The following is a 20,061-nucleotide window of genomic DNA, read 5'->3' on the forward strand; positions in this document are numbered from 1 at the left end:
AAAGACCACAACAATACGACTGAGGATAACCAGCAGTGCAGCGCTTTTCGACCCGATGGATTAGAGGGGCATCCCTCATCGCGGCAATTGGCCTTTTGGCCGCGTGCCAACTTCCCAAAGCGGGCCCCAACAAAAGTGAAATACTGGCCGGTTCTGTCGAAAACGGCGGTGACGCCTTTATCGTTGAAGTCGATGATCGTGTCGCCCGTGCAACCTCAGCTGTTCCTCAGTTCGGATTCTCAAACGCCTTTCGTAGTGCCACTAACCTGACAGCAGACACAGTTCGCCCCGGCGATATACTGGGCATGACAATCTGGGAAAATGTAGACGATGGCCTGTTATCCGGCGACGTTGGAGCGGCAACCGTTCTAGATCAGGTTCAGGTCGATAGTGATGGTTTCATTTTCGTTCCTTACGCAGGCCGGATTCGCGCTGCGGGCAATACACCAGAACAATTGCGCCAGTTGATCACCAGCAAGCTCGCCGAACAAACACCCGACCCGCAAGTGCAGGTGCGTCGTACGGCCGGAGATGGATCAACAGTTACGCTGACCGGGGAAATCGGCGCACCGGGCATCTATCCAATCGAGCGTCCTAGCCGCACACTTTCCGGGATGCTTTCAACGGCTGGGGGCGTTGGGCTCGGGTCGGAAATCGCGTTGGTAACACTGATCCGCGGCAATCAACGGGGTACAATCTGGTACGAAGATCTGTTCCGCGATCCCAAACTGGACGTCGCGTTGCGCGGTGGGGACAGGATTCTCGTCGAAGCAGACAGCCGCTCCTATGTCGCGCTTGGCGCGACTGGCGGTCAATCCCGTGTGGCGTTCGACACACAAGACCTGTCAGCACTTGAAGCGTTGGCACAGGTCGGCGGCCTGCTTCCGCTCTCCTCTGATCCGACTGGAATTTTCGTCCTGCGGAGAGAAGAGCAGGACATCGCGCGTTCAGTGATGGGGCGCTCGGACCTACGGGGAGACCAGCGCATGATTTACGTGCTGAACCTCACAGCACCGAACGGTTTGTTCGTCGCCCGAGACTTCGTGATCCGAGATGATGATACGGTTTACGTGACCGAAGCCCCCTATGCACAATGGAGCAAATCTATCTCGCTCATCGCAGGCGGCCTGACCCCGCTTGCGAATGTCACCACATTGACGGGCGGCTGATGCAGACTGGGACAACAGCCGGGTCAGAGCGCGCTCGGCTGTTTGTATACAACGCCGGCTTTCTAACGCAGCGCCGTATTCGGCGCATACTTGAACTAAATGGTTACGGCATTCGCCTCGGTCTTCCGAAAGACGGCGACGTTGTTGGGGTTTGGGGCAACAGCCCAACAGCCCACCGTGGACGATCTATAGCGACCAGATACAACGCCCCCCTTTTAACAATCGAAGACGCCTTTCTCCGCTCGCTCCATCCGGGTCGCAGTGGCGAGCCGCCACTTGGTCTTCTTATCGATCGATCCGGTGTGCATTTTGATCCTGAGCAACGCTCAGATCTTGAGGAATTGTTGAGCACACAACCGCTGGATGATACGTCCCTACTAAACCGCGCACGTTACGGAATCGACCGTTTGCGAGAGCTGCACCTCAGTAAGTACTCTGCTTTTGATACAGATATTGCTCCGCCTGACCCCGGGTATGTTCTGGTGGTCGATCAGGCGCAGGATGATGCTTCCGTAATCGCCAGCGGCGGTGACGCTGCTCGCTTCCGCGAAATGTTGGTCATGGCGCAGGAAGAAAACCCCGGTGCCCGCATTCTGATTAAAACACACCCTGAGACTGCAGCAGGATACCGCGAGGGGTATTTCACAGAACAGGACGTGACCAACCGGGTCTCTTTGATGACCGCTCCGATCAGCCCTTGGGCTTTACTCGACGGGGCAATCGGCGTTTACACTCTTTCCTCCCAACTTGGGTTTGAGGCCATCATGGCCGGTCACAAGCCCAGAGTTTTCGGCCGCCCGTTCTATGCAGGCTGGGGCTTGACGCAGGATGAAGATCACCTGCCCCGTCGGCAGCGCAACCTCACCCGAGCACAGCTGTTTGCCGCCTCAATGATCCTTTACCCCACCTGGTACGATCCCTACCGGCAAAAACTGTGCGAATTCGAAACTGTCCTGGATACTCTAGAGGCCCAAACCCGAGCCTGGCGGCAGGATCATAACGGTTGGACCGCCTCAGGAATGAGATTGTGGAAACGCAAACATCTACAAAAGATGTTTGGCCGCGAGAAAAATATCCGTTTCACCTCAGAACCGCCAAAGCAGCCTGACAGGCCACATATGATTTGGGCCAGCCATGCACGCGACGCTCAAAGCGCTGTTCGACTTGAGGATGGTTTTCTGAGGTCGCGTGGACTGGGTGCCAGTCTCGTACCGCCCCTTTCTTTGGCAACGGACAATATCGGCATTTACTATGACCCAACCCATCCCAGCCAGTTGGAAGAGCTTATCGCCTCTCGCGAAAACCTACGCCCCGACCAGGAAATACGAGCTGAACGTTTGGCAGCTAAGATCGCTGCGACCGGGCTGACCAAGTACAATTTGGGCGGAGAAATTCCTGAACTGCCCACAGGTCACCGCATACTTGTGCCGGGACAGGTCGAGGATGACGCCTCGATCCTGATGGGAACAACAACGGTTCGCACAAATACCGAATTATTAGGCGCCGCGCGAGAAGCGAACCCGAATGCAGTCCTAGTCTATAAGCCACATCCCGATGTCGAAGCAGGTCTACGTGAAGGAGTACTCGAAGATGAGCACCTTGCAGATGTCATAGCAAGCAACTGCGATCCGGCAGCACTCCTGTCACAAGTGCAGGAAGTCTGGACCATGACCTCTTTGTTAGGGTTCGAAGCCTTGCTGCGCGGCGTCAGCGTCACGACGCTAGGCGCGCCCTTTTATGCGGGATGGGGACTGACACAAGACTTGGGCCAAGTCCCGGCACGTCGCGGTGCGCGCCCATCGCTTATGGGATTGGTGCATGCAGCGTTAATCGACTACCCGCGTTATCTGGACCCGCTCACCAACCAACCCTGCCCGGTCGAAGTTGCACTGGACCGGCTCAGCAGCGGGGACGAGACCAAGGGTGGCCTCTCGCTCCGATTGCTGTCGAAAATTCAGGGCGCGTTTGCCACTCACGCCCATTTGTGGCGGCGTTAACGGAACTGCCGGGACCAACGATGAAACACGTCCGGTCCAATGACGCGGGATTCAACGAGATCAAATCGCGGAGCTGAATCCAGCTTCTCCAACCCGAGCGCCCCGATAGCTGACAGTCCTTCGGCACCTATCGTAAGGCCGGCAGTAAAACCGACCAGTTCATCGACCAGATCATCGGCCAGTAACGACGCGGCCAAAGCCGATCCGCCTTCGCAGAACACCCGTGTCAGGCCGGCCTGCCCCAGTTGCTGAAGTAGATCAGCGGCATCAATGTGGTGGTCGCGTAGAACACATGGAATTAACCGTGCACCCAAACCCTCCCAAGCACGCGCGCGCTCGGCATCAGGGGACGGACCATGACAAAGCCATACAGGGATCTTTGACGCTGTGCGCGCTAGTTGCCCCATTAGCGGAATATCGAGGTGGCGAGATACGACCACTCTGACGGGTTGAGCATCAACACCCAGATCGCGCACGGTGAGCGATGGGTCGTCGGCGCGTGCAGTCCCTGCCCCGACCATTACCGCATCATGACGAGCCCGCATGGCATGCACAGCGCGTCGAGCCTTTGGGCCGGTGATCCACTGACTATGCCCTGTGGAGGTGGCGATCCGACCATCAAAACTGCTGGCAAGTTTGAGCGTCACGAATGGGCGCCCTTGTTCGGTTTTTAAAAAGAAACCCGCATGATCCCGCGCAGCTTGTTCCGCCAGAACTCCGGTGGTCACCTCAATGCCCGCCTCTCGCAGCATGGCAAAGCCTTGACCTGCAACACGCGGGTCGCTGTCCTCAATCGCCGAAACAACGCGGGACACGCCAGCTTTTATCAATGCCTCGGCACAAGGTGGCGTTTTCCCGTGATGAGAACACGGTTCTAGCGAAACATACGCCGTCGCTCCGCGCGCGGCTTCTCCGGCTTGGGCCAGCGCTTGGGTTTCTCCGTGTGGACGTCCGCCCGGCTGTGTCCATCCACGACCGACAATCCGGTCGTCGCGCACAATTACGCACCCGACAGCCGGGTTGGGCCAACACGTGCCTTGACCGCGCTGCCCCAGTGACAAGGCCAGCGCCATATATCGCTTATCAGTTTCGCTCACTCGTCCGTCGAAGGCTGCGGCGGGCGCAGTTCGTGGACAAACTCCTCGAAGTCATCGGCCGCCTGGAAATTCTTATACACACTTGCAAAGCGAACATAAGCCACGGTGTCAATCCGCGCCAGAGCTTCCATGACGATCTCACCGATCTTGCTGGACGGGATATCGGTTTCACCCATGCTTTCCAAACGGCGAACGATGCCAGAAATCATCTGATCAATTCGGTCCGGCTCAATCGGACGTTTCTGCATCGATATCCGGATAGAACGTTCGAGCTTGTCCCGGTCGAAGTCTTCTCGTTTGCCGTTGGTCTTAATCACTACAAGATCACGCAGCTGAACGCGTTCATACGTGGTGAAACGCCCCCCACAAGCGGGACAGAACCGGCGTCTGCGGATCGCGACATGATCCTCTGCCGGGCGTGAATCTTTGACCTGAGTGTCGATATTTCCGCAAAACGGGCAGCGCATCCGCCGTCTCCTCGTCCCTTGTTCGGCCTCTTTTTGTAAGCGCTTTGGCTTACTTATCCACAACTATAGGGCAGCCGCTAGGATTTGGGTAGTCGGAAATTTTAACCGCAATATAAAGGGTCAGCCGAAATGGGCAGCGACCTTCCTGTAATGCGGAGCTGAGCGATGCTCGAACAAGTAAACCCCTTGCCAAGTGCCCAAGGCTAATTGCCCGTTTGAAACCGGGACAGACACCGATACCGGCAATAGCGCCGCCTTGATATGAGCTGGCATGTCATCCGGGCCTTCATACGTATGTCGAAGATAAGACATGGAGGGATGATCAGAGGGCGGAACCAGACGCTCAAAAAATGCCCGTAAATCTGTTTGAACCTCAGGATCCGCATTTTCCTGAATGGCCAGCGAACAAGACGTATGTCGAACGAACAGCGTCAGAAGACCATCGCGTTCGACCGAGTTTATCCAGTTGCGAACATCCGAGGTAAACTCATAGAGGCCAGGACCCTGCGTTCGGATTGTAAACTCGGTCTGCATTAGGCGATCAGCTTTCTGTTAATTTAGGAATGGGCGTATATTGCACCTGCCGTTGGCGGATTGAACCGACATACTGTCCCCTGCCTGGAAGCCCGAAGAGAACGAGCGGCTGCTTTGCTGCTGAGCACTTTCTGGAGGTGTGAGTGAAAACTGCACCGCAGTTTTGCGCCCCGTCGCCTCGCTTGGGCCATAACCGCGTTTTACATAGATACGCTGTTGCCAGCCTGCCCCCAGTGTTCTGCGTGCGAAATCAGCAGCTGCGCACCAATATCCATCCACATCCGTGCGCCCCCTTGGGATCACTTCAAACACGGTGTTGCTTAGCGCAACCGTCTGGAAGCCAAAACGAGCGTTTCCAGCCGATGCTGGAACACTCAACAAAAGCGCAGTTAATACTGCGTAAGGCATAACCTGTTTCATAATCATACTCTTTCCTGTTTCGAGGTAAGTATTGACCTAGTTTACATATAAATTTGACAAAGCCGGTTCACGATGAATTCAGGCAGTTCACGTCTGCGCGTGAACAGGCGCCAACCAGCCACGATATCGGATCAATTGCCCAAGCATCGGAATTTTAGCTGACACGTCAAACCTAAACAGACCATCCTTACCTTCCCACTCGGCCGTTGATGACTGAGGCAAAAGAAATCCAGAACATGGAATCCCGAACACGCTAAGCCGCTGGATGTGGATCAAGACTTTGCCGTCAGAAATCTCAGCTTGTAGCCAAAGAGTGACCCAGCGCAGTTTTTCCCGCACATAGCCTGACTTGGGATCAAAAGTCAGACGCGAGCATGTGGTATGCCCGTCAAAGTCCCTCTCCCACGTCCATTCTTGTGTGGTGCGGTTAATCTTGACCGTGACGGCTGTGTCGTCGGCATTTCCCGGGAAGCCGCCCAATCGCAACATCAGATCAACTAAACGTCCCCCACCCCTTTGGACACTGCAACGCCCGCTATAATGACCGGGCACTCCATGCAGAGTCCCTACTGCCGGAGGCAGAACTGTGCCGTCAGGCAGAGATTGCCAGAAGGGATCTGGTTCCATTCAAAACCCCTCGGGCAGAAACCGGGAACGCAAGCCTGCATCCGGGACCATACACACTGCAGTGCGTCCAAAGATTTTATATCGGTTCCGCGCTATTGCGTAATAAAGGGGGTTCTTCACAAACCCAGGCAAGTACCTACACAAAGACAATACCCGCCATCCCCCCGGCAAAGCACGCATTGCTGCAGCAAAGGCGTCCAAACGTTGATAGACCGCTCCGTCAACCACCACCAAGTTTGTTTCAAAATCGTCAGTCAGCAAACCCAATTCGGCGTACATAGCCTGCCCCAAAGGGGATTGCGCTGTAGCGAACTGAAAGCGCTGCGACTTATCCCGTGCGACCATGAAGCGGAAGAAACCGGAACACAGAACACACTCCCCATCAAATACGATGAAATCTTGGTTCTTTGGCATTTCAAAAATGACAGGGTTCGGCATCACATCCGCGTCCGACCATAACAATATACTGCACCCTCTCATCGACACCCAAGCCGGGCAATGCGACAAGAGGCCATCCGGATCTATGCGATTGATTGCAGACGTGCCGGGGAGCCACTGATGTTGGTGCGACATACTTCCTTGGCTCTGGCCTCATCCCCTAAAAGGCACTGACCCGGCAACGAACAGCATCTATGCGATACACACCCACTAGGGCTTGCGCGTTTATGACAAATGTTTTTGATTTCCTGTCAAACAAACTCATTTCATAGCCAAGTTGCGCATAGACTAAACGGTCGCGACCAGGTGCAAGTTCAAGGCAGTTATTGTAGAAAGAACCATGGACGTCGATATCGCCCGCATCCAGTTATTGACCAAAACGCTTGATGAATGGGCGAACGATCCCGATGTGACAGACCGCATTCTCGAAAAATGCGGTCTCAACCGCGAACTGGTTTCACCTCCGGCAAAGACATACAAAGCTTCGCAAGAAGCGCTGTTCGTGCGGTATGCCTGTGATGCACTGGGGGACATTACCTTTGCTGCGAAGGCCGGTTTGCAATTCACGTCCTCTTCAAGCCTGACTGCGTATATCAGTAAGTACTCGCGGGATCTGAAACAGGTCATTGAAAACACGTCCCGTTTTCATGGAATGATCGACCCGGCGATCTATTTCAGCCTGCGTTTTGCCGGCAATTTCGCGACCATTGAGGCTGATTGGAAGGACGCAAGCTACGCTCGATATCACAGACGAACCGAATTCCTTATTTTCGCGGGCCTGTCCCGCATGCGCAGTCTGACCCAATCGAATTTCTACCCGATTGAGATGCGTTTTCAGCACGAAGTGGGTGAAAGCAGTAGATTATTTCAAAAAGCAGCTGGCTTTCCCGTTACCTTCGGAGCCGAGCGGATCGAGATTGTGTTGGCTCCATCTACACTGGACTTACCAGTTCCAACTTATGACTCGAATTTGCGCTCGCACCTACTGGAATACGGAGAGCGCATCCTAGCTGAAGCGACCTCACCCGAACAGAAATTGCGTGCCCAAGTTGAAGGCCTCATCACACGGTCCCTACCCGGTACGATCATTCAAGCGGACGAAGCCGCCTTAAGCCTTGGGATGAGTCCCAGGACTTTTGCACGCCGTCTAAAAGACGAAGGAGCAAGCTATCGTGATATCGTTGAAGACTTAAGGTGCGATCTGGCACAGACTTTTATCACTAACGGCATGCCCCTCGCCGAAATCGCATATTCACTTGGATATGCAGACCAACCAGCATTCTCGACCGCTTTCAAACGCTGGACCGGCCAAGCACCCAGTGCATTTCGCAGCCGGCTGGATTTTCCAATTAAGAATTGAAACCGGTGGCCGGGGGTCATCAGCGGCACAGCCTCGCCCCGGCCTGTCCCATGAGTGGACAGACGAGATATATGCAGGCGACATCTTTACGACTTGTGAGTTCCCGCCAATTTGATTGTCGTTGCGGACAACGTGAACCGGGAAAGAAAAAGGCGCCTCTATTGAGGCGCCTTTGAATTTCATTGATCCAAGAAGGATCGTAGTTTTCGCGACCGGCTGGGATGCTTGAGCTTCCGCAGCGCTTTCGCCTCGATCTGACGGATACGTTCGCGGGTCACGCTGAACTGCTGGCCAACCTCTTCTAGTGTGTGGTCAGTGTTCATACCGATGCCAAAGCGCATCCGTAGAACCCGTTCCTCACGCGGCGTGAGCGAGGCCAGAACCCGTGTCGTGGTTTCCTTGAGGTTTTCCTGAATGGCGCTGTCCAGAGGCAGCACGGCATTCTTGTCCTCGATGAAATCTCCCAGCTGGCTATCTTCTTCGTCGCCAATCGGCGTTTCCAGCGAGATGGGCTCCTTGGCGATTTTCATCACCTTCCGCACCTTCTCAAGCGGCATCTGCAGCTTTTCGGCCAATTCTTCCGGCGTTGGCTCACGACCGATTTCGTGCAGCATCTGACGACCGGTCCGAACCAGCTTGTTGATTGTTTCGATCATGTGCACCGGAATACGAATTGTGCGCGCCTGATCCGCGATCGAGCGTGTGATCGCCTGACGGATCCACCACGTCGCATAAGTCGAGAACTTATAACCTCGGCGGTATTCGAACTTGTCCACCGCCTTCATCAGGCCGATGTTACCTTCCTGAATAAGATCAAGGAATTGCAGGCCACGGTTCGTGTACTTCTTAGCGATCGAAATCACCAGACGCAGGTTGGCTTCGACCATTTCCTTCTTGGCCTGCCGCGCCTCTTTCTCACCCTTTTGAACCTGCTGAACGATGCGGCGGAATTCAGGGATGTCCAGACCCACATATTGACCAACCTGAGCCATGTCGTTGCGCAGTTCTTCGACCTTAGCGGTCGAGCGTTCGATGAACATTTGCCAACCCCGACCCGGCTTTTCGGCCATTTCGGCCAGCCAGTTCGGGTCCAGTTCGCGACCGCGATAGGCGTCAATGAACTCACGACGGTTAATACGAGCTTGGTCGGCCAGTTTCACCATTGAGCTGTCGAGCGACATGATACGGCGGTTGATGCCATAAAGCTGGTCGATCAGTGCTTCGATACGGTTGTTGTGCAGGTGAAGACCGTTCACCAGTTCAACAATCTCGGCGCGCAGCTTCTGATAGGTCTCTTCGTCCTTCTCGCTAAACGATCCATCCTCGTTCAACGTTGCCGAAATCCGGCTGTCCTGCATTTCAGACAACATAGAGAAGTCGGTCGAAATACGTTCCAGCGTGGTCAGAACCTGATCTTTCAGGGCCGCTTCCATTGCCGCAAGCGACATGTTGGCCTGATCGTCTTCGTCATCGTCGTCGTCATTGTTCAGTGGGTTGCCGTCGGCATCCAGCTCGGGGCCGGTGTCTTTGGCGGGTTTGGCAGCCTGAACGTTAGACGTATCAACAACAGGCTCTTCGACGTCGCCGTCTTCGTCCATCTGATTGCCGAAGGTGGCTTCGAGATCGATTACGTCACGCAGTAGAATGTCTTCGGAAAGAAGTTCGTCATGCCAGATGGTAATCGCCTGAAACGTTAGCGGGCTTTCGCAAAGCCCTTGGATCATCGTGTTCCGACCGGCTTCGATCCGCTTGGCGATCGCAATCTCGCCTTCGCGGCTCAGCAGTTCGACACTACCCATTTCACGCAGATACATGCGGACTGGGTCATCGGTGCGATCCAATTTTTCAGTGGCAGCACCTGACAGAGCAACCTCGCGGTTGCTTTCAGTCGTGGTCAGTTCGGTCGAGCCCTTATTCTCTTCCTCTTCGGCCTCTTCATCTTCGATGATGTTGATGCCCATTTCGGACAGCATCGACATAACGTCTTCGATCTGTTCCGAGCTGACCTGATCGGGCGGCAGAACCTGATTGAGCTGGTCGTAGGTGATGTAACCTTTCTCGCGAGCCTCAGCGATCATCTTCTTGACCTGGGCCTGGCTCATGTCCAGCGAGATTTCCTGTTCCTGCTCGTCGGATTTGCGATCTTCGGTCGTGTCTTTGGCGGCCATTCAATGCTCCTGCAGGGATGGGTGATTCGTATGAACCGAATCATTAGCGCGTAGAAGTGATTCGGCTACCCGTTTACCTGTTTTTCTTTTCCAGTGCCTTACGAAAACACCACTTTATCGGCGTTTTCGTTCGAAATTGATACCAGACATGATTGCCTTAAACGCGTCTTTCTCGTCGCGGTTGATTCGCGCACCGTTGTCTGCGATGTCAAAAACGGCCCTATCTTCGTTCTGACTGCGGCTCGTGCGGTTGCGCTCTTCGGCTGCTTGCGCCAGCCGGTAAGTCAGCGCCTCATCGGCCAGATCGGACAGTTCCTCTTCAGCTTCAGCAATCTCAGCATCTAACCCCCGGAGCGCTTTGATCTTTGCGAGTTCCTCGGCCAGCGTCATCTCGGCCTTTTCAACGTCGCCTGGTTTGTACACACAGGGGATAATTGCGACATGGCGAAGCGCCAGCAGGTTTTCAAGGGGCTCATGCCCCAAAGTTTCGACGATATGGTCCTTTAAGTTTTCTGGATCATCAATCGCGTGCCGCAAAATCGCCTGACGCAACGCGGCATGATCGGGATCATGACAATCCATTTCTTCCAGTTGATGCTCAAATTGCACAACAACCATTGGATTGAGAATTGCTATGGCAAGGATCGCCGCCTCTCGCAGTTGGATGTCGGCGTTTTCGGATGAAGCCAGGAAAGAGGCGCGCGCGCCCGGTGTCGCGTTAGGCTTGGGCTGCCATTTGCCCCGCGGTTGCCATTGACGGTTCTGAGGCTGACGCTGCGGTCGAAAGAGTTGCCAACGCAGGTCTTTGATCTCTTGCCCATAATGCGCGCGGATCGAAGGATCGCGGATCAACTTGATCTTTTCTCGCAGGGATTTGTCCAAGGCGGCCTTACGCTCGGGGCTGTCGAACACAATACCCTCTGTCTCTCGCTGCCACAGCAGTTTAACCATTGGCATGGCGCCCTCAAGAACCTCCTGAACAGCTCCTGCCCCTTCGGCGCGAAGCAGGTCGTCAGGGTCTTTGCCCTCAGGCATCAGAGCAAAGCGCAGGGATTTTCCAGCCTCTAGCAACGGCAAGGCCAAATCTACGGCGCGCATCGCGGCCCGTAGGCCGGCGGTGTCGCCATCCAGTGCGATGATCGGTTCATCCGAGATACGCCAGAGCAGTTGTAGCTGATGTTCGGTAATCGCAGTGCCCAAGGGCGCGACAGAGGCACCGAACCCGGCCTCGGCCAGCGCGATCACATCCATGTAACCTTCCGCCACAATCAGCGGCTGCCCCTTGCCCGCAGCTTGACGCGCAGGCCCTTGGTTGTAGAGGCTTCGGCCTTTATCAAACAACTCAGTCTCGGGCGAATTCAAATACTTGGCATTATCATTCGGATCCATCGCCCTGCCGCCAAAGGCGATACACCGCCCACGCGGGTCGCGGATCGGAAACATGATCCGATTGCGGAAAGTGTCATAGGGCTTTTTACCTTTGTTCGAGGGCTTGGCCAAACCGGCCCCAAGGATCAAATCCTCAGCTACATTTTTGCCGCGCAGATGATCCCATAGGGCCTGCCAGCCATCCGGGGCAAAGCCAATTTCCCACCGCTCCAACGCTTGCGCATTCAATCCCCGGCGGGCCAGGTAGTCGCGAGCGGCGCCACCGGCCCCAGTCTTGAGTTGCAGGCGAAAGAACTGCACCGCCTGCTCCATGACCACGGCCAGCTGCGCACGTCGATCTTGTTTCTCTTGCGCTTTCGGGTCACGCGCTGGCATCGGCATACCGGCCTCGCGCGCGAGAATCTCAACTGCTTCCATGAACGAGACATTCTCGGTCTCTTTCACAAAGTTGATTGCGTCGCCTTTAGCATGGCAACCGAAGCAATAGTAGAACCCCTTCTGGTCATCGACATGGAAGGACGCGGTCTTTTCATGGTGAAACGGGCACGGGGCCCACATGTCACCCTTGCCCTGATTGGACTTTCGCTGGTCCCACATGACTTTGCGCCCAACGACCTGAGACAGACTCAGGCGGGTACGTAGTTCATCAAGAAATCCGGGGGGCAGTGACATGGGTCAAACCTGACAGAAATGAAAACGCGCGCCAAGGGGATGACGCGCGGTTGTCCACAAGGAATTCGGCATCCTGTGGATTATTGCTGCAGGCACAGCTCCAACCAGGCTGCACCCAAGTCCTTTTTACGGACATCGCGCATCTTTTGTTCGTAGACCCAAGGCGTGATCAGCGGGATGGCATTGTTATAGTTTTCCGGCCATGTCGGGCCACTATCAGCCACTGCCTGCGGCACGTCGCGCTCTTTGACCTTGTCCAAACGCGCCTTCTGGATCGCTGCAACAACGTCAGCCTGATATTTGCAGCTTTGCTCTTTGGTTTCCTCAGCAGCCAGAGGCGTGGCCAATACAACGGCCGCAATGGCGATACGCAACATGGGGGTCTCCCGGATTCGTTTCAGTCGCGGCAGCTTACTCGCATGAAGGCTTGGCCGCCAATCTCCATTTAGAGGGAAGACACTTTAACTCTGCGGAGCAAGCCGGCTAAAACCGCCCTGCTCCGCAGATTGTTGGTCATAGACCCTTAGCGCGATAGCTTTTCGAAACGCGGTCGATGGCCACGATGTAGGCCGCTGTACGCAAATCCTCGACATCGTCACGGCTGTGCCAAACCTCACGCATGGACTGATAGGCAATGCGCATGGTGTCATCCAAGCCGGACCGTACCAGTTCCAACTCGTCAGCACCCCTGAGGTATTTGGCCTTAAAGTCCGGAGACATAGACCATGCATCGCCCAAGTAGCGATCCAACCGCTCCAGTTCGCTGACGATCAGTTCATGCCGCGCCTCTTCCTGACGGCGTTGCATTCGGCCAAAGCGGATGTGGCTGAGGTTTTTGACCCACTCAAAGTAAGAAACCGTCACACCACCTGCGTTTGCATACATATCAGGAATGATAACGGTGCCTTTCTTGCGCAGGATCTCGTCCGCTCCAGCGGTAACAGGACCGTTGGCTGCCTCGATGATCAAAGGCGCTTTGATCCGATCGGCGTTGGTCAGATTGATCACGCCTTCCAGCGCAGCAGGGATCAGAATGTCACAATCTGCTTCAAGGACCTCAGCCCCCTCAGCCGAATGCGTCGCATCTGGGTAGTTGCTCACACCGCCATGCTTCACGATCCATTGGCGCACGGATTCAACGTCTATCCCATCGGGATTATACAGCGCTCCGTCCCACTCAATGATACCTACGATCCGAGAACCGTCCTCCTCACTCAGGAATTTGGCCGCATGGTACCCCACGTTACCTAACCCCTGTACGATGACGCGCTTGCCTTCCAGTTTGCCCGAGAGGTTCGCCATCTGCACGTCTTCGGGGTGCCGGAAGAACTCACGCAAAGCGTATTGAATGCCACGCCCAGTTGCCTCGACACGCCCAGAAATGCCCCCGGCGTTCAGCGGCTTGCCCGTCACACTGGCACGCGCATTGATATCGGTGGTGTTCATTCGTGCATACTGGTCAGCCATCCAAGCCATCTCACGCTCGCCCGTTCCCATATCCGGAGCGGGCACGTTCTGAGAAGGATTGATCAGATCGCGTTTCGCCAATTCATAAGCAAAACGGCGTGTTATCTGCTCTAGCTCATGCTCTTCGTACTGCCGTGGATCTATGCAAAGCCCGCCCTTGGATCCACCGAAAGGAGTTTCCACGAGAGCGCATTTGTAAGTCATCAGCGCAGCGAGCGCTTCAACTTCATCCTGATTCACAGCCAAAGCGTACCGAATCCCGCCCTTCACCGGCTCCATATGCTCGGAGTGAACCGAACGATAACCAGTAAACGTATGAATTTCGCCGCGCAGCCGAACTCCGAACCGCACTGTGTAGGTGGCGTTGCAGACTCGGATTTTCTCTTCCAGCCCCGGTGGCAGGTCCATCAAGGACGCCGCCCTGTTAAACATAAGATCTACACTTTCGCGAAAGCTGGGTTCTCTTGTGGCCGTCATTTAAACCTCCGTGCCAACGAACGACTTGCGTTCTGACGTTTTGTCGCACCCTACGGGTAAACGATCAATAATTAAGCAAAAATAAAATTCAAAAAGTCTCCAGAACTGTCGATTTGCTCCTGAGTCGAATGGCCCCTGAGTCGATTTCTCCGAAGCTCCCAATCGATTGTAGCGCATACAGGAACAGATGTGCCGTCCCGGGCCAATTATCTCTTAAATATACAAAAAGAAGCAAAAAGCGCGACGATCCTGCCTAAATCCCGCCACGATTTGAAGCTAACTTCCCATTGTTAACTTTTCGTTAATATTGCCTTAGCAGTTTTTTGGATCCCTGCTCAGCGAGGTCATCATGATGTTTACGCGCGTACTATTAAGTGGCACTAAAAGAATTGAGGACAGCGCGAAAATGTCCCAACGGTTCGCCACAGATGAAGATGGGAATTTCACGGTCTTCGTGTTGCTCGGCTTTCTCATTATGCTTGCGACAGCCGGTATCGGCGTCGATATTATGAACTTTGAGCGGGACAGAGCGAACCTTCAGGCCACTTTGGACCGAGCTGTGCTTGCAGCGGCTGACCTTGATCAAACACTCCCCGCAAAGGACGTGGTCAACTCTTACCTAGAAAAAGCAGGTCTCGCGGGGAAACTCTCTGACAACCCCGGCGACTTTGTAGTCGAAGAGGGCATCGGGTCGAAGCGCGTATCTGCGAAAGCCAAGGTGGACGTGCCCACTCACTTTATGTCGTTCGCAGGCGTTCCGTCGTTGACTGCCAACGTTGCTAGTGCGGCGGAAGAAGCCATTGGCTCTGTCGAAATCTCTCTGGTTTTGGATATGTCGGGCTCTATGGGACGTCAGTCAGCTACTGAAGGTAAAACCAAGATTGAGGTTCTGCAGGAAGCGGCGAAAACCTTTGTCACGACGATGATCAACAAAGAGAATGCCGACAAGATCTCAATGTCGATCATCCCCTATGCAACGCAGGTGAACGCTGGTGCAGACATTCTGGACAAGTTCACCAACGTCACGTCAGAGCATGACTACTCGCACTGCGTGAACTTTGTGGGATCCGACTTCAATACAGCCGCTTTGGCGACATCTTCGAGCTTGCAGAGAACCGCACATTTTGACCGCTACGCACCGCGTTATTTCCCCAATTACTCAGATGCTTGGGATGAAAACCGGTATCCAACTTGCCCAGTTCGTAGCGGTAGTGAAATCACTGCTGTAACCGATGACGTTGATGTTCTGTTTGAGCAGATCGAAGCGTTGAGCGCGCAGGGCAACACATCGATCGATATCGGAATGAAATGGGGTTCAGCTATGCTTGACCCGACATTCCGGCCCGTTGTTAACCAATTGTCAAAGCAGTTGGTGGCACCGGACTCGACAAAGACAATTGTCCCAACCAAATTCAGCGCCCGCCCTATGGATTATGAGGCCGACGTGGTGAAGGTGGTCATCGTCATGACCGATGGTCAGAACACCAGCCAGTACCGCCTGAAATCGTCTTACCGCAGCGGCAACTCGGGTGTCTGGTATAATGCTGACTATGACGATGGATACGGCGGAAAGGGTGAGTACAGTGTTCGTCTGTCAACCAGCCCGCCCTTGTACTATTGGAGCCGTCAAGGCGTCTACAGAGACCATGCCTACGGTTCTGCGGACTGGGAAGATGGAACAGCGGCTCGTCTGACCTACCCGGAACTCTTCAACCAGGTGTCTTTGGCTTGGAACGCGCAGTTCAACTACGCCTGGCAGGATAACAACATCAACACGTGGTATTATAATGCGTACAACTGGGTTGGTTCTTCCACAAAGGACACGCGCACCTCTAACGCTTGTACTGCGACCAAAAACAAAGGCGTAATCGTTTATGGCATCGCGTTCGAAGCGCCTGAGCATGGCTTGAACACGATTAAAGACTGCGCAAGTTCAGCCAGCCATGTGTATGCCGTGAACGCGGATGGTGCACTCGATGGCGGATTGGGCAGAGAGCCAATCACTCTGGAAGAGGCTTTTGTATCTATCGCATCGTCCATCAAGAGACTGAGGCTGACGCAATGATCCTCAAGACTTTGGGTAAATTGGCGCGGTTCAGGCGTACGGAAGATGGTATCGCGACCGTTGAGTTCGTGATCATCTTTCCCGTCTACATGTTCTTTATTCTGAGCACGGTCGAGTACTCGCTGGTTACAATGCAGCAGGCGATGCTCGATCACTCAATGGATAGGACTGTACGCGAAATTCGCCTGGGAACCGGCACCGCCCCTACCCATGACGAAATCAAAGAATCCATTTGCGCCAAGTCCGGTATGATCAGGGATTGCTCGGACAGCCTCCAGCTGGAAATGATCATTCAGAATCCGCGCGCTGGTGTTACCCTGCCAGCTGTTGCCGACTGCACAGACACTTCCGAAGAGGTGAAACCTGTTCGCGAGTTCTCAAACGGCGGGGCTAATGCCCTGATGATCCTGCGCGCATGCGCGATGGTCGATCCGGTATTTCCGACATCATCCTTTGGCCGCGCGCTGGCTGACGACACCGGTAAGATCAAACTGACCGTGACGACAGCCTTTGTTCAGGAGCCGTAAAGCAATGCGACTTTTCAAAAATATCCGACGTCGCGCCAGTTCTTATTCGCGTAACGAAAGCGGTTTGCTTTCGGTGGACGCCATCATCATTTTCCCGATGGTGGTGTGGTTCATCACTTCAACGTTTACGTTCTTCGACGGTTTCCGCCAAAGTGCTTCGAACCTGAAAGCTGCGTATACAATCGGTGACTTGATCTCGCGTGAGACGGAAACCGTGACGGATGCGTATGTCGAGTCCATGCATGAGCTCATGGTAAGAATGGTCGACAATGGCTCCAAAATGAACCTGCGCGTGACGTTCATTCGTTTTGACGAAGAAGACGACCGTCACTATGTCCGCTGGTCGTCCAAATGTGGGTACGAAGGTCAGGACATCTGGAAAGATAGCAACATCGAGCTTCTGGAGGATTTCCTTCCCCCGATGCCCGACCAAGACACCCTGATCCTAGTCGAGACGTCCAACCCGTATGTTCCCCTGTTCAGCACGCCTTTGTTCAAAACGAGCTGGGTTGCGAGGGACCGTACCTTTAAGAACTTTGTGTTCACCCGGCCGCGTTTCACTACTGAGATCGACGGGATCGTTTCGGCTAACGCCTGTTAGCAATCAGCGCAGAAAGAACTTCTGACATAAACTTGTTTTCGGCGGCTGCTGTCATGCCGCCGATACCAATCCGTCGCCCCATCCGCCACCACAGCCCGGGCGACCAAGTGTAAGCTCCTTTGGTTCGTGTCTTCACCAAGAACCCGCTCGAAGGTTTGAACGCAAACACGCCCCGATCGATCGCTTCGATGTCCTGAACATTGGCGATCACTTCCCCTCCCCCAGTTCTGAGTTCGGTTTCAGTGAGTTCGATCCAATCGCTAGTGGCATTCCACATCCGATAGGCAAGCCAGAAAGCTGCGGCACCCACGAGTAACAGAAACACAACCCATTGCGGCTCTGGCGGCTGAGCCAACGCAACCAAAACAGACATCGCCCCGACGACGCCTAACATCACTACACCGATCCAACGTCGGCCAGACGAAGTCTTAATGGTTGCCAGAACTTCTTGTTGCATTGGTACCCCTGCCCTTTTCGACAGGGTTTAGCCTCTTTTCCGGCGGAAAGACAGAGCCCCGGTTACTGAGATATTTCGCACATTCGACGTTCATTGATGCAAATTGACTGCGCACACGCACAGCTTAATTCTATTCCAAAGCATCAGGAGGCTACGATGTCCCTTAGACCTACTTTGGAAACTCGCAAATCTGTGCCGACCGTAGAGGGCGCCGGCGTCAAATTACATAGGGCGTTCGGGTTTCAGGATCCCTCTGAGTTGGATCCGTTTCTTCTGTTCGACGACTTTCGCAATGAACGTCCACAGGATTATCAAGCAGGCTTTCCTTGGCACCCGCACCGAGGGATCGAAACTATCACTTATGTGCTGGCCGGAACGGTCGAGCATTCGGATTCACTGGGAAATAGCGGCACCTTGGGTGCAGGAGACGTCCAATGGATGACTGCCGGATCTGGCATCCTGCACCAAGAGATGCCGCACGGAAACCAGTCAGGTCAAATGCACGGGTTTCAATTGTGGGGTAACTTGCCTTCCGATCAGAAAATGACAGCTCCGCGGTATCAGGATGTCCAAAGCAAAGACATTCCGGAAATCATTGATGACGACGGAACCACTGTGCGCGTGATCGTAGGTGAATTCTGGGGCAAAACCGGTCCGGTGGACGGTATAGCGGCCGACCCGCAATATCTGGATGTTCAAATTCCGGCCGGCGTCCGAAAAACCATTCGCATCGATACATATCGCCGCGCATTTGCCTATGTTTTCGAAGGTGAGGCGGCATTTGCCGATGCGTCTCAACCGACTGGCGTCCTTTTAGAAAAGGAAGTCGCAGGACAGGAGCTCAATATCCGGGATATGTCGGGTGATCGAACTCTTATTCGCTTTGGGACAGGAGACGAGATAACCGTTCAAGCTGGCCCGGAGGGTGTTCGTTTCTTGCTGATTTCAGGAGCGCCAATAGATGAACCGGTGGCATGGCACGGTCCCATCGTCATGAACACGCGCGCTGAACTTGAGCAAGCCTTTCGCGAATTACGCAATGGGACGTTCATCCAACCATCGCGTTAAATCCCTCTGATCCGCCCTGTCAGGGCGGATCAGGCCGTTACAGCGCGATGAACCATATCCCAATAGACCTGCTCAACCTCATCCAAAGACAGCCTGCCACCCGAGCGGTACCAGGTCATCACACCGTTCAACATCGCAATGACAGCCAGCGTGGCAATTTTGGTATCCGCAATGTTAAACACGCCTATCTCGTGTCCATCGCGCAGTATTGCTTCAAGAGAGTTCTCATACTTCCCGCGCAATACTTCTATTTCCTTGAAGTTTTCGGGCGAGAGATTGCGAAGCTCCATATAGGCGATGAATACTTCGTCGGGGCGCTCCATATGAAAGCGAATGTGAAATCCGACAAACTGGCGTAACGCTTCCGAGACGTCTTTGGGCTTTTCCAGTTTAGAATATGCAGCCAACAGATCCTGCATGTGTTCATTCATCAAACGAAACAAAAGGCTCTGCTTGTCTGGTGTGTAGTTATACAAAGCGCCTGCCTGAACGCCTACTTCGGCCGCTATCTGACGCATCGACACGGCCGCATAACCATGACGAGCGAACAGAGCCAATGCCGCAGAGCGTATGCGTGGGCCGGTGATGTCGGAATGAGAACCCTGAGTACGTGCCATTTGCCCACCGTATCTGAACGTTTGTTCAGATAGAACCCCGCTTGAACCAAAGGTGTAAAAGGTGCATCACAGTATCGATTGACCATGAAAGGGTTCTGCATGAAGCCCCTGCCTTTGCTGATCCTGCTTCTTGCCTGCACGGCATGCGCTGATTTCCCGGAATTGGAGGGACGTGAACAGCCCGACGTGAAATCCGCGCGCTATCCAAAGCTTATTCCTTTGCAAGAAGCACTTGGCCCGCCAGCCGATCCAGTGAACGAAGCTGCAGAGGTTGAAGAAGATCTTCTTGCACGCCGCGAAGAGCTGCAAAAGAAAGCAGAGAAACTCCAGCAAGCTGAAATCAACTGACGACTTGCAAATCGACGGCCTGTCAAGCGCCGCGACGCATTGCACCCACGCGCTGAACCCGTTAAGGCAGCGCTAAACAGGCACATGCCTGAAACT

20 protein-coding genes are annotated in these 20,061 nt (G+C 54.3%); 8 read left to right on the forward strand and 12 right to left on the reverse strand.

The annotated features are described in order from the left end of the window. Positions 1-35 precede the first annotated feature (35 nt). Positions 36-1,169, forward strand: a complete 1,134-nt coding sequence (locus ACR0EO_RS05870; protein WP_480687909.1) for a polysaccharide biosynthesis/export family protein — start codon at positions 36-38, stop codon at positions 1,167-1,169. Further along, the gene (locus tag ACR0EO_RS05875) at positions 1,169-3,166 is read left to right on the forward strand and encodes a capsular polysaccharide biosynthesis protein (RefSeq protein ID WP_480687911.1); all 1,998 of its coding nucleotides are present in this window, start codon (positions 1,169-1,171) and stop codon (positions 3,164-3,166) included. Before ACR0EO_RS05870 ends, ACR0EO_RS05875 begins: the two co-directional genes overlap by 1 nt. Here the strand turns inward: ACR0EO_RS05875 and ribD are convergent. The 6 genes from ribD to ACR0EO_RS05905 form a co-directional block, all read right to left on the reverse strand. Continuing rightward, positions 3,163-4,263 carry a bifunctional diaminohydroxyphosphoribosylaminopyrimidine deaminase/5-amino-6-(5-phosphoribosylamino)uracil reductase RibD gene (gene ribD / locus ACR0EO_RS05880; RefSeq protein WP_480687913.1) on the reverse strand — a complete coding sequence of 367 codons (1,101 nt, stop codon included), beginning with the start codon at positions 4,261-4,263 and terminating at the stop codon, positions 3,163-3,165. The genes ACR0EO_RS05875 and ribD overlap by 4 nt on opposite strands. After that, positions 4,260-4,730, reverse strand: coding sequence for a transcriptional regulator NrdR (gene nrdR, locus ACR0EO_RS05885; RefSeq protein ID WP_170324479.1), 471 nt, complete (start codon positions 4,728-4,730; stop codon positions 4,260-4,262). The genes ribD and nrdR overlap by 4 nt, the downstream gene beginning before the upstream one ends. A 120-nt stretch (positions 4,731-4,850) precedes the next feature. Next, positions 4,851-5,264: a secondary thiamine-phosphate synthase enzyme YjbQ gene (locus ACR0EO_RS05890; RefSeq protein WP_480687915.1), complete on the reverse strand. Its 414-nt coding sequence runs from the start codon at positions 5,262-5,264 to the stop codon at positions 4,851-4,853. 18 nt (positions 5,265-5,282) lie between these two features. Next, a complete protein-coding gene (locus ACR0EO_RS05895) occupies positions 5,283-5,684 on the reverse strand; it encodes a hypothetical protein (RefSeq protein WP_480687917.1) in 402 nt (133 codons plus the stop codon). 87 nt (positions 5,685-5,771) lie between these two features. Next, positions 5,772-6,311, reverse strand: a complete 540-nt coding sequence (locus ACR0EO_RS05900) for a DUF4166 domain-containing protein (protein WP_480687918.1) — start codon at positions 6,309-6,311, stop codon at positions 5,772-5,774. Continuing rightward, positions 6,312-6,749 carry a thiol-disulfide oxidoreductase DCC family protein gene (locus ACR0EO_RS05905; RefSeq protein ID WP_480687920.1) on the reverse strand — a complete coding sequence of 146 codons (438 nt, stop codon included), beginning with the start codon at positions 6,747-6,749 and terminating at the stop codon, positions 6,312-6,314. Between the two features lie 340 nt (positions 6,750-7,089). Between ACR0EO_RS05905 and ACR0EO_RS05910 the strand changes: the two genes are divergently transcribed. Next, the gene (locus tag ACR0EO_RS05910) at positions 7,090-8,109 is read left to right on the forward strand and encodes a helix-turn-helix domain-containing protein (protein ID WP_480687922.1); all 1,020 of its coding nucleotides are present in this window, start codon (positions 7,090-7,092) and stop codon (positions 8,107-8,109) included. Between the two features lie 179 nt (positions 8,110-8,288). Here the strand turns inward: ACR0EO_RS05910 and rpoD are convergent, their stop codons facing one another. The 4 genes from rpoD to ACR0EO_RS05930 all read right to left on the reverse strand — a co-directional run bounded on the left by rpoD (position 8,289) and on the right by ACR0EO_RS05930 (position 14,282). Next, positions 8,289-10,277: an RNA polymerase sigma factor RpoD gene (rpoD, locus tag ACR0EO_RS05915; RefSeq protein ID WP_480687924.1), complete on the reverse strand. Its 1,989-nt coding sequence runs from the start codon at positions 10,275-10,277 to the stop codon at positions 8,289-8,291. Positions 10,278-10,391: 114 nt separating this feature from the next. Next, positions 10,392-12,338: a DNA primase gene (gene dnaG, locus ACR0EO_RS05920; RefSeq protein ID WP_480687926.1), complete on the reverse strand. Its 1,947-nt coding sequence runs from the start codon at positions 12,336-12,338 to the stop codon at positions 10,392-10,394. A gap of 80 nt (positions 12,339-12,418) precedes the next feature. Continuing rightward, positions 12,419-12,715, reverse strand: a complete 297-nt coding sequence (locus ACR0EO_RS05925; protein WP_480687928.1) for a hypothetical protein — start codon at positions 12,713-12,715, stop codon at positions 12,419-12,421. Positions 12,716-12,851: 136 nt separating this feature from the next. Further along, positions 12,852-14,282 (reverse strand): Glu/Leu/Phe/Val family dehydrogenase, encoded by a 1,431-nt coding sequence (locus tag ACR0EO_RS05930; protein ID WP_480687930.1) that lies wholly within the window; start codon positions 14,280-14,282, stop codon positions 12,852-12,854. Between the two features lie 406 nt (positions 14,283-14,688). Here ACR0EO_RS05930 and ACR0EO_RS05935 point away from each other — a divergent pair, with 406 nt between their 5' ends. Genes ACR0EO_RS05935 through ACR0EO_RS05945 form a run of 3 tightly spaced genes read left to right on the forward strand, consistent with a single transcriptional unit; the run spans position 14,689 to position 17,475 of the window. Next, the gene (locus tag ACR0EO_RS05935) at positions 14,689-16,347 is read left to right on the forward strand and encodes a TadE/TadG family type IV pilus assembly protein (RefSeq protein ID WP_480687932.1); all 1,659 of its coding nucleotides are present in this window, start codon (positions 14,689-14,691) and stop codon (positions 16,345-16,347) included. Next, positions 16,344-16,874: a TadE/TadG family type IV pilus assembly protein gene (locus ACR0EO_RS05940; protein ID WP_480687934.1), complete on the forward strand. Its 531-nt coding sequence runs from the start codon at positions 16,344-16,346 to the stop codon at positions 16,872-16,874. Before ACR0EO_RS05935 ends, ACR0EO_RS05940 begins: the two co-directional genes overlap by 4 nt. Positions 16,875-16,878: 4 nt before the next feature. Next, positions 16,879-17,475 carry a TadE/TadG family type IV pilus assembly protein gene (locus ACR0EO_RS05945; RefSeq protein ID WP_480687936.1) on the forward strand — a complete coding sequence of 199 codons (597 nt, stop codon included), beginning with the start codon at positions 16,879-16,881 and terminating at the stop codon, positions 17,473-17,475. Here ACR0EO_RS05945 and ACR0EO_RS05950 read toward each other — a convergent pair. Further along, a complete protein-coding gene (locus tag ACR0EO_RS05950; RefSeq protein ID WP_480687938.1) occupies positions 17,462-17,932 on the reverse strand; it encodes a hypothetical protein in 471 nt (156 codons plus the stop codon). The two genes, ACR0EO_RS05945 and ACR0EO_RS05950, sit on opposite strands and share 14 nt — an antisense overlap. Before the next feature lie 156 nt (positions 17,933-18,088). Between ACR0EO_RS05950 and ACR0EO_RS05955 the strand changes: the two genes are divergently transcribed. Next, positions 18,089-19,000, forward strand: coding sequence for a pirin family protein (locus tag ACR0EO_RS05955; protein ID WP_480687940.1), 912 nt, complete (start codon positions 18,089-18,091; stop codon positions 18,998-19,000). Between the two features lie 29 nt (positions 19,001-19,029). Here ACR0EO_RS05955 and ACR0EO_RS05960 read toward each other — a convergent pair whose 3' ends face one another. Further along, complete coding sequence (locus ACR0EO_RS05960) at positions 19,030-19,617, reverse strand: TetR/AcrR family transcriptional regulator (protein ID WP_480687942.1); 588 nt, start codon at positions 19,615-19,617, stop codon at positions 19,030-19,032. 99 nt (positions 19,618-19,716) lie between these two features. Between ACR0EO_RS05960 and ACR0EO_RS05965 the strand changes: the two genes are divergently transcribed. Then, on the forward strand, positions 19,717-19,965 hold the full coding sequence (locus ACR0EO_RS05965; RefSeq protein WP_480687944.1) for a hypothetical protein: 249 nt from the start codon (positions 19,717-19,719) through the stop codon (positions 19,963-19,965). Positions 19,966-20,061: the final 96 nt, after the last annotated feature.

It is taken from the genome of Ruegeria sp. BE9 (assembly GCF_056538765.1).

Coding starts and splice junctions, on each gene's coding strand:
- ACR0EO_RS05875 (WP_480687911.1), top strand. CDS start 1,169: ATGCAGACTGGGACAACAGCCGGGTCAGAGCGCGCTCGGCTGTTTGTA.
- nrdR (WP_170324479.1), bottom strand. CDS start 4,730: ATGCGCTGCCCGTTTTGCGGAAATATCGACACTCAGGTCAAAGATTCA.
- ACR0EO_RS05890 (WP_480687915.1), bottom strand. CDS start 5,264: ATGCAGACCGAGTTTACAATCCGAACGCAGGGTCCTGGCCTCTATGAG.
- ACR0EO_RS05895 (WP_480687917.1), bottom strand. CDS start 5,684: ATGAAACAGGTTATGCCTTACGCAGTATTAACTGCGCTTTTGTTGAGT.
- ACR0EO_RS05900 (WP_480687918.1), bottom strand. CDS start 6,311: ATGGAACCAGATCCCTTCTGGCAATCTCTGCCTGACGGCACAGTTCTG.
- ACR0EO_RS05905 (WP_480687920.1), bottom strand. CDS start 6,749: ATGCCGAACCCTGTCATTTTTGAAATGCCAAAGAACCAAGATTTCATC.
- ACR0EO_RS05910 (WP_480687922.1), top strand. CDS start 7,090: ATGGACGTCGATATCGCCCGCATCCAGTTATTGACCAAAACGCTTGAT.
- rpoD (WP_480687924.1), bottom strand. CDS start 10,277: ATGGCCGCCAAAGACACGACCGAAGATCGCAAATCCGACGAGCAGGAA.
- dnaG (WP_480687926.1), bottom strand. CDS start 12,338: ATGTCACTGCCCCCCGGATTTCTTGATGAACTACGTACCCGCCTGAGT.
- ACR0EO_RS05925 (WP_480687928.1), bottom strand. CDS start 12,715: ATGTTGCGTATCGCCATTGCGGCCGTTGTATTGGCCACGCCTCTGGCT.
- ACR0EO_RS05930 (WP_480687930.1), bottom strand. CDS start 14,282: ATGACGGCCACAAGAGAACCCAGCTTTCGCGAAAGTGTAGATCTTATG.
- ACR0EO_RS05935 (WP_480687932.1), top strand. CDS start 14,689: ATGTCCCAACGGTTCGCCACAGATGAAGATGGGAATTTCACGGTCTTC.
- ACR0EO_RS05940 (WP_480687934.1), top strand. CDS start 16,344: ATGATCCTCAAGACTTTGGGTAAATTGGCGCGGTTCAGGCGTACGGAA.
- ACR0EO_RS05945 (WP_480687936.1), top strand. CDS start 16,879: ATGCGACTTTTCAAAAATATCCGACGTCGCGCCAGTTCTTATTCGCGT.
- ACR0EO_RS05950 (WP_480687938.1), bottom strand. CDS start 17,932: ATGCAACAAGAAGTTCTGGCAACCATTAAGACTTCGTCTGGCCGACGT.
- ACR0EO_RS05955 (WP_480687940.1), top strand. CDS start 18,089: ATGTCCCTTAGACCTACTTTGGAAACTCGCAAATCTGTGCCGACCGTA.
- ACR0EO_RS05960 (WP_480687942.1), bottom strand. CDS start 19,617: ATGGCACGTACTCAGGGTTCTCATTCCGACATCACCGGCCCACGCATA.
- ACR0EO_RS05965 (WP_480687944.1), top strand. CDS start 19,717: ATGAAGCCCCTGCCTTTGCTGATCCTGCTTCTTGCCTGCACGGCATGC.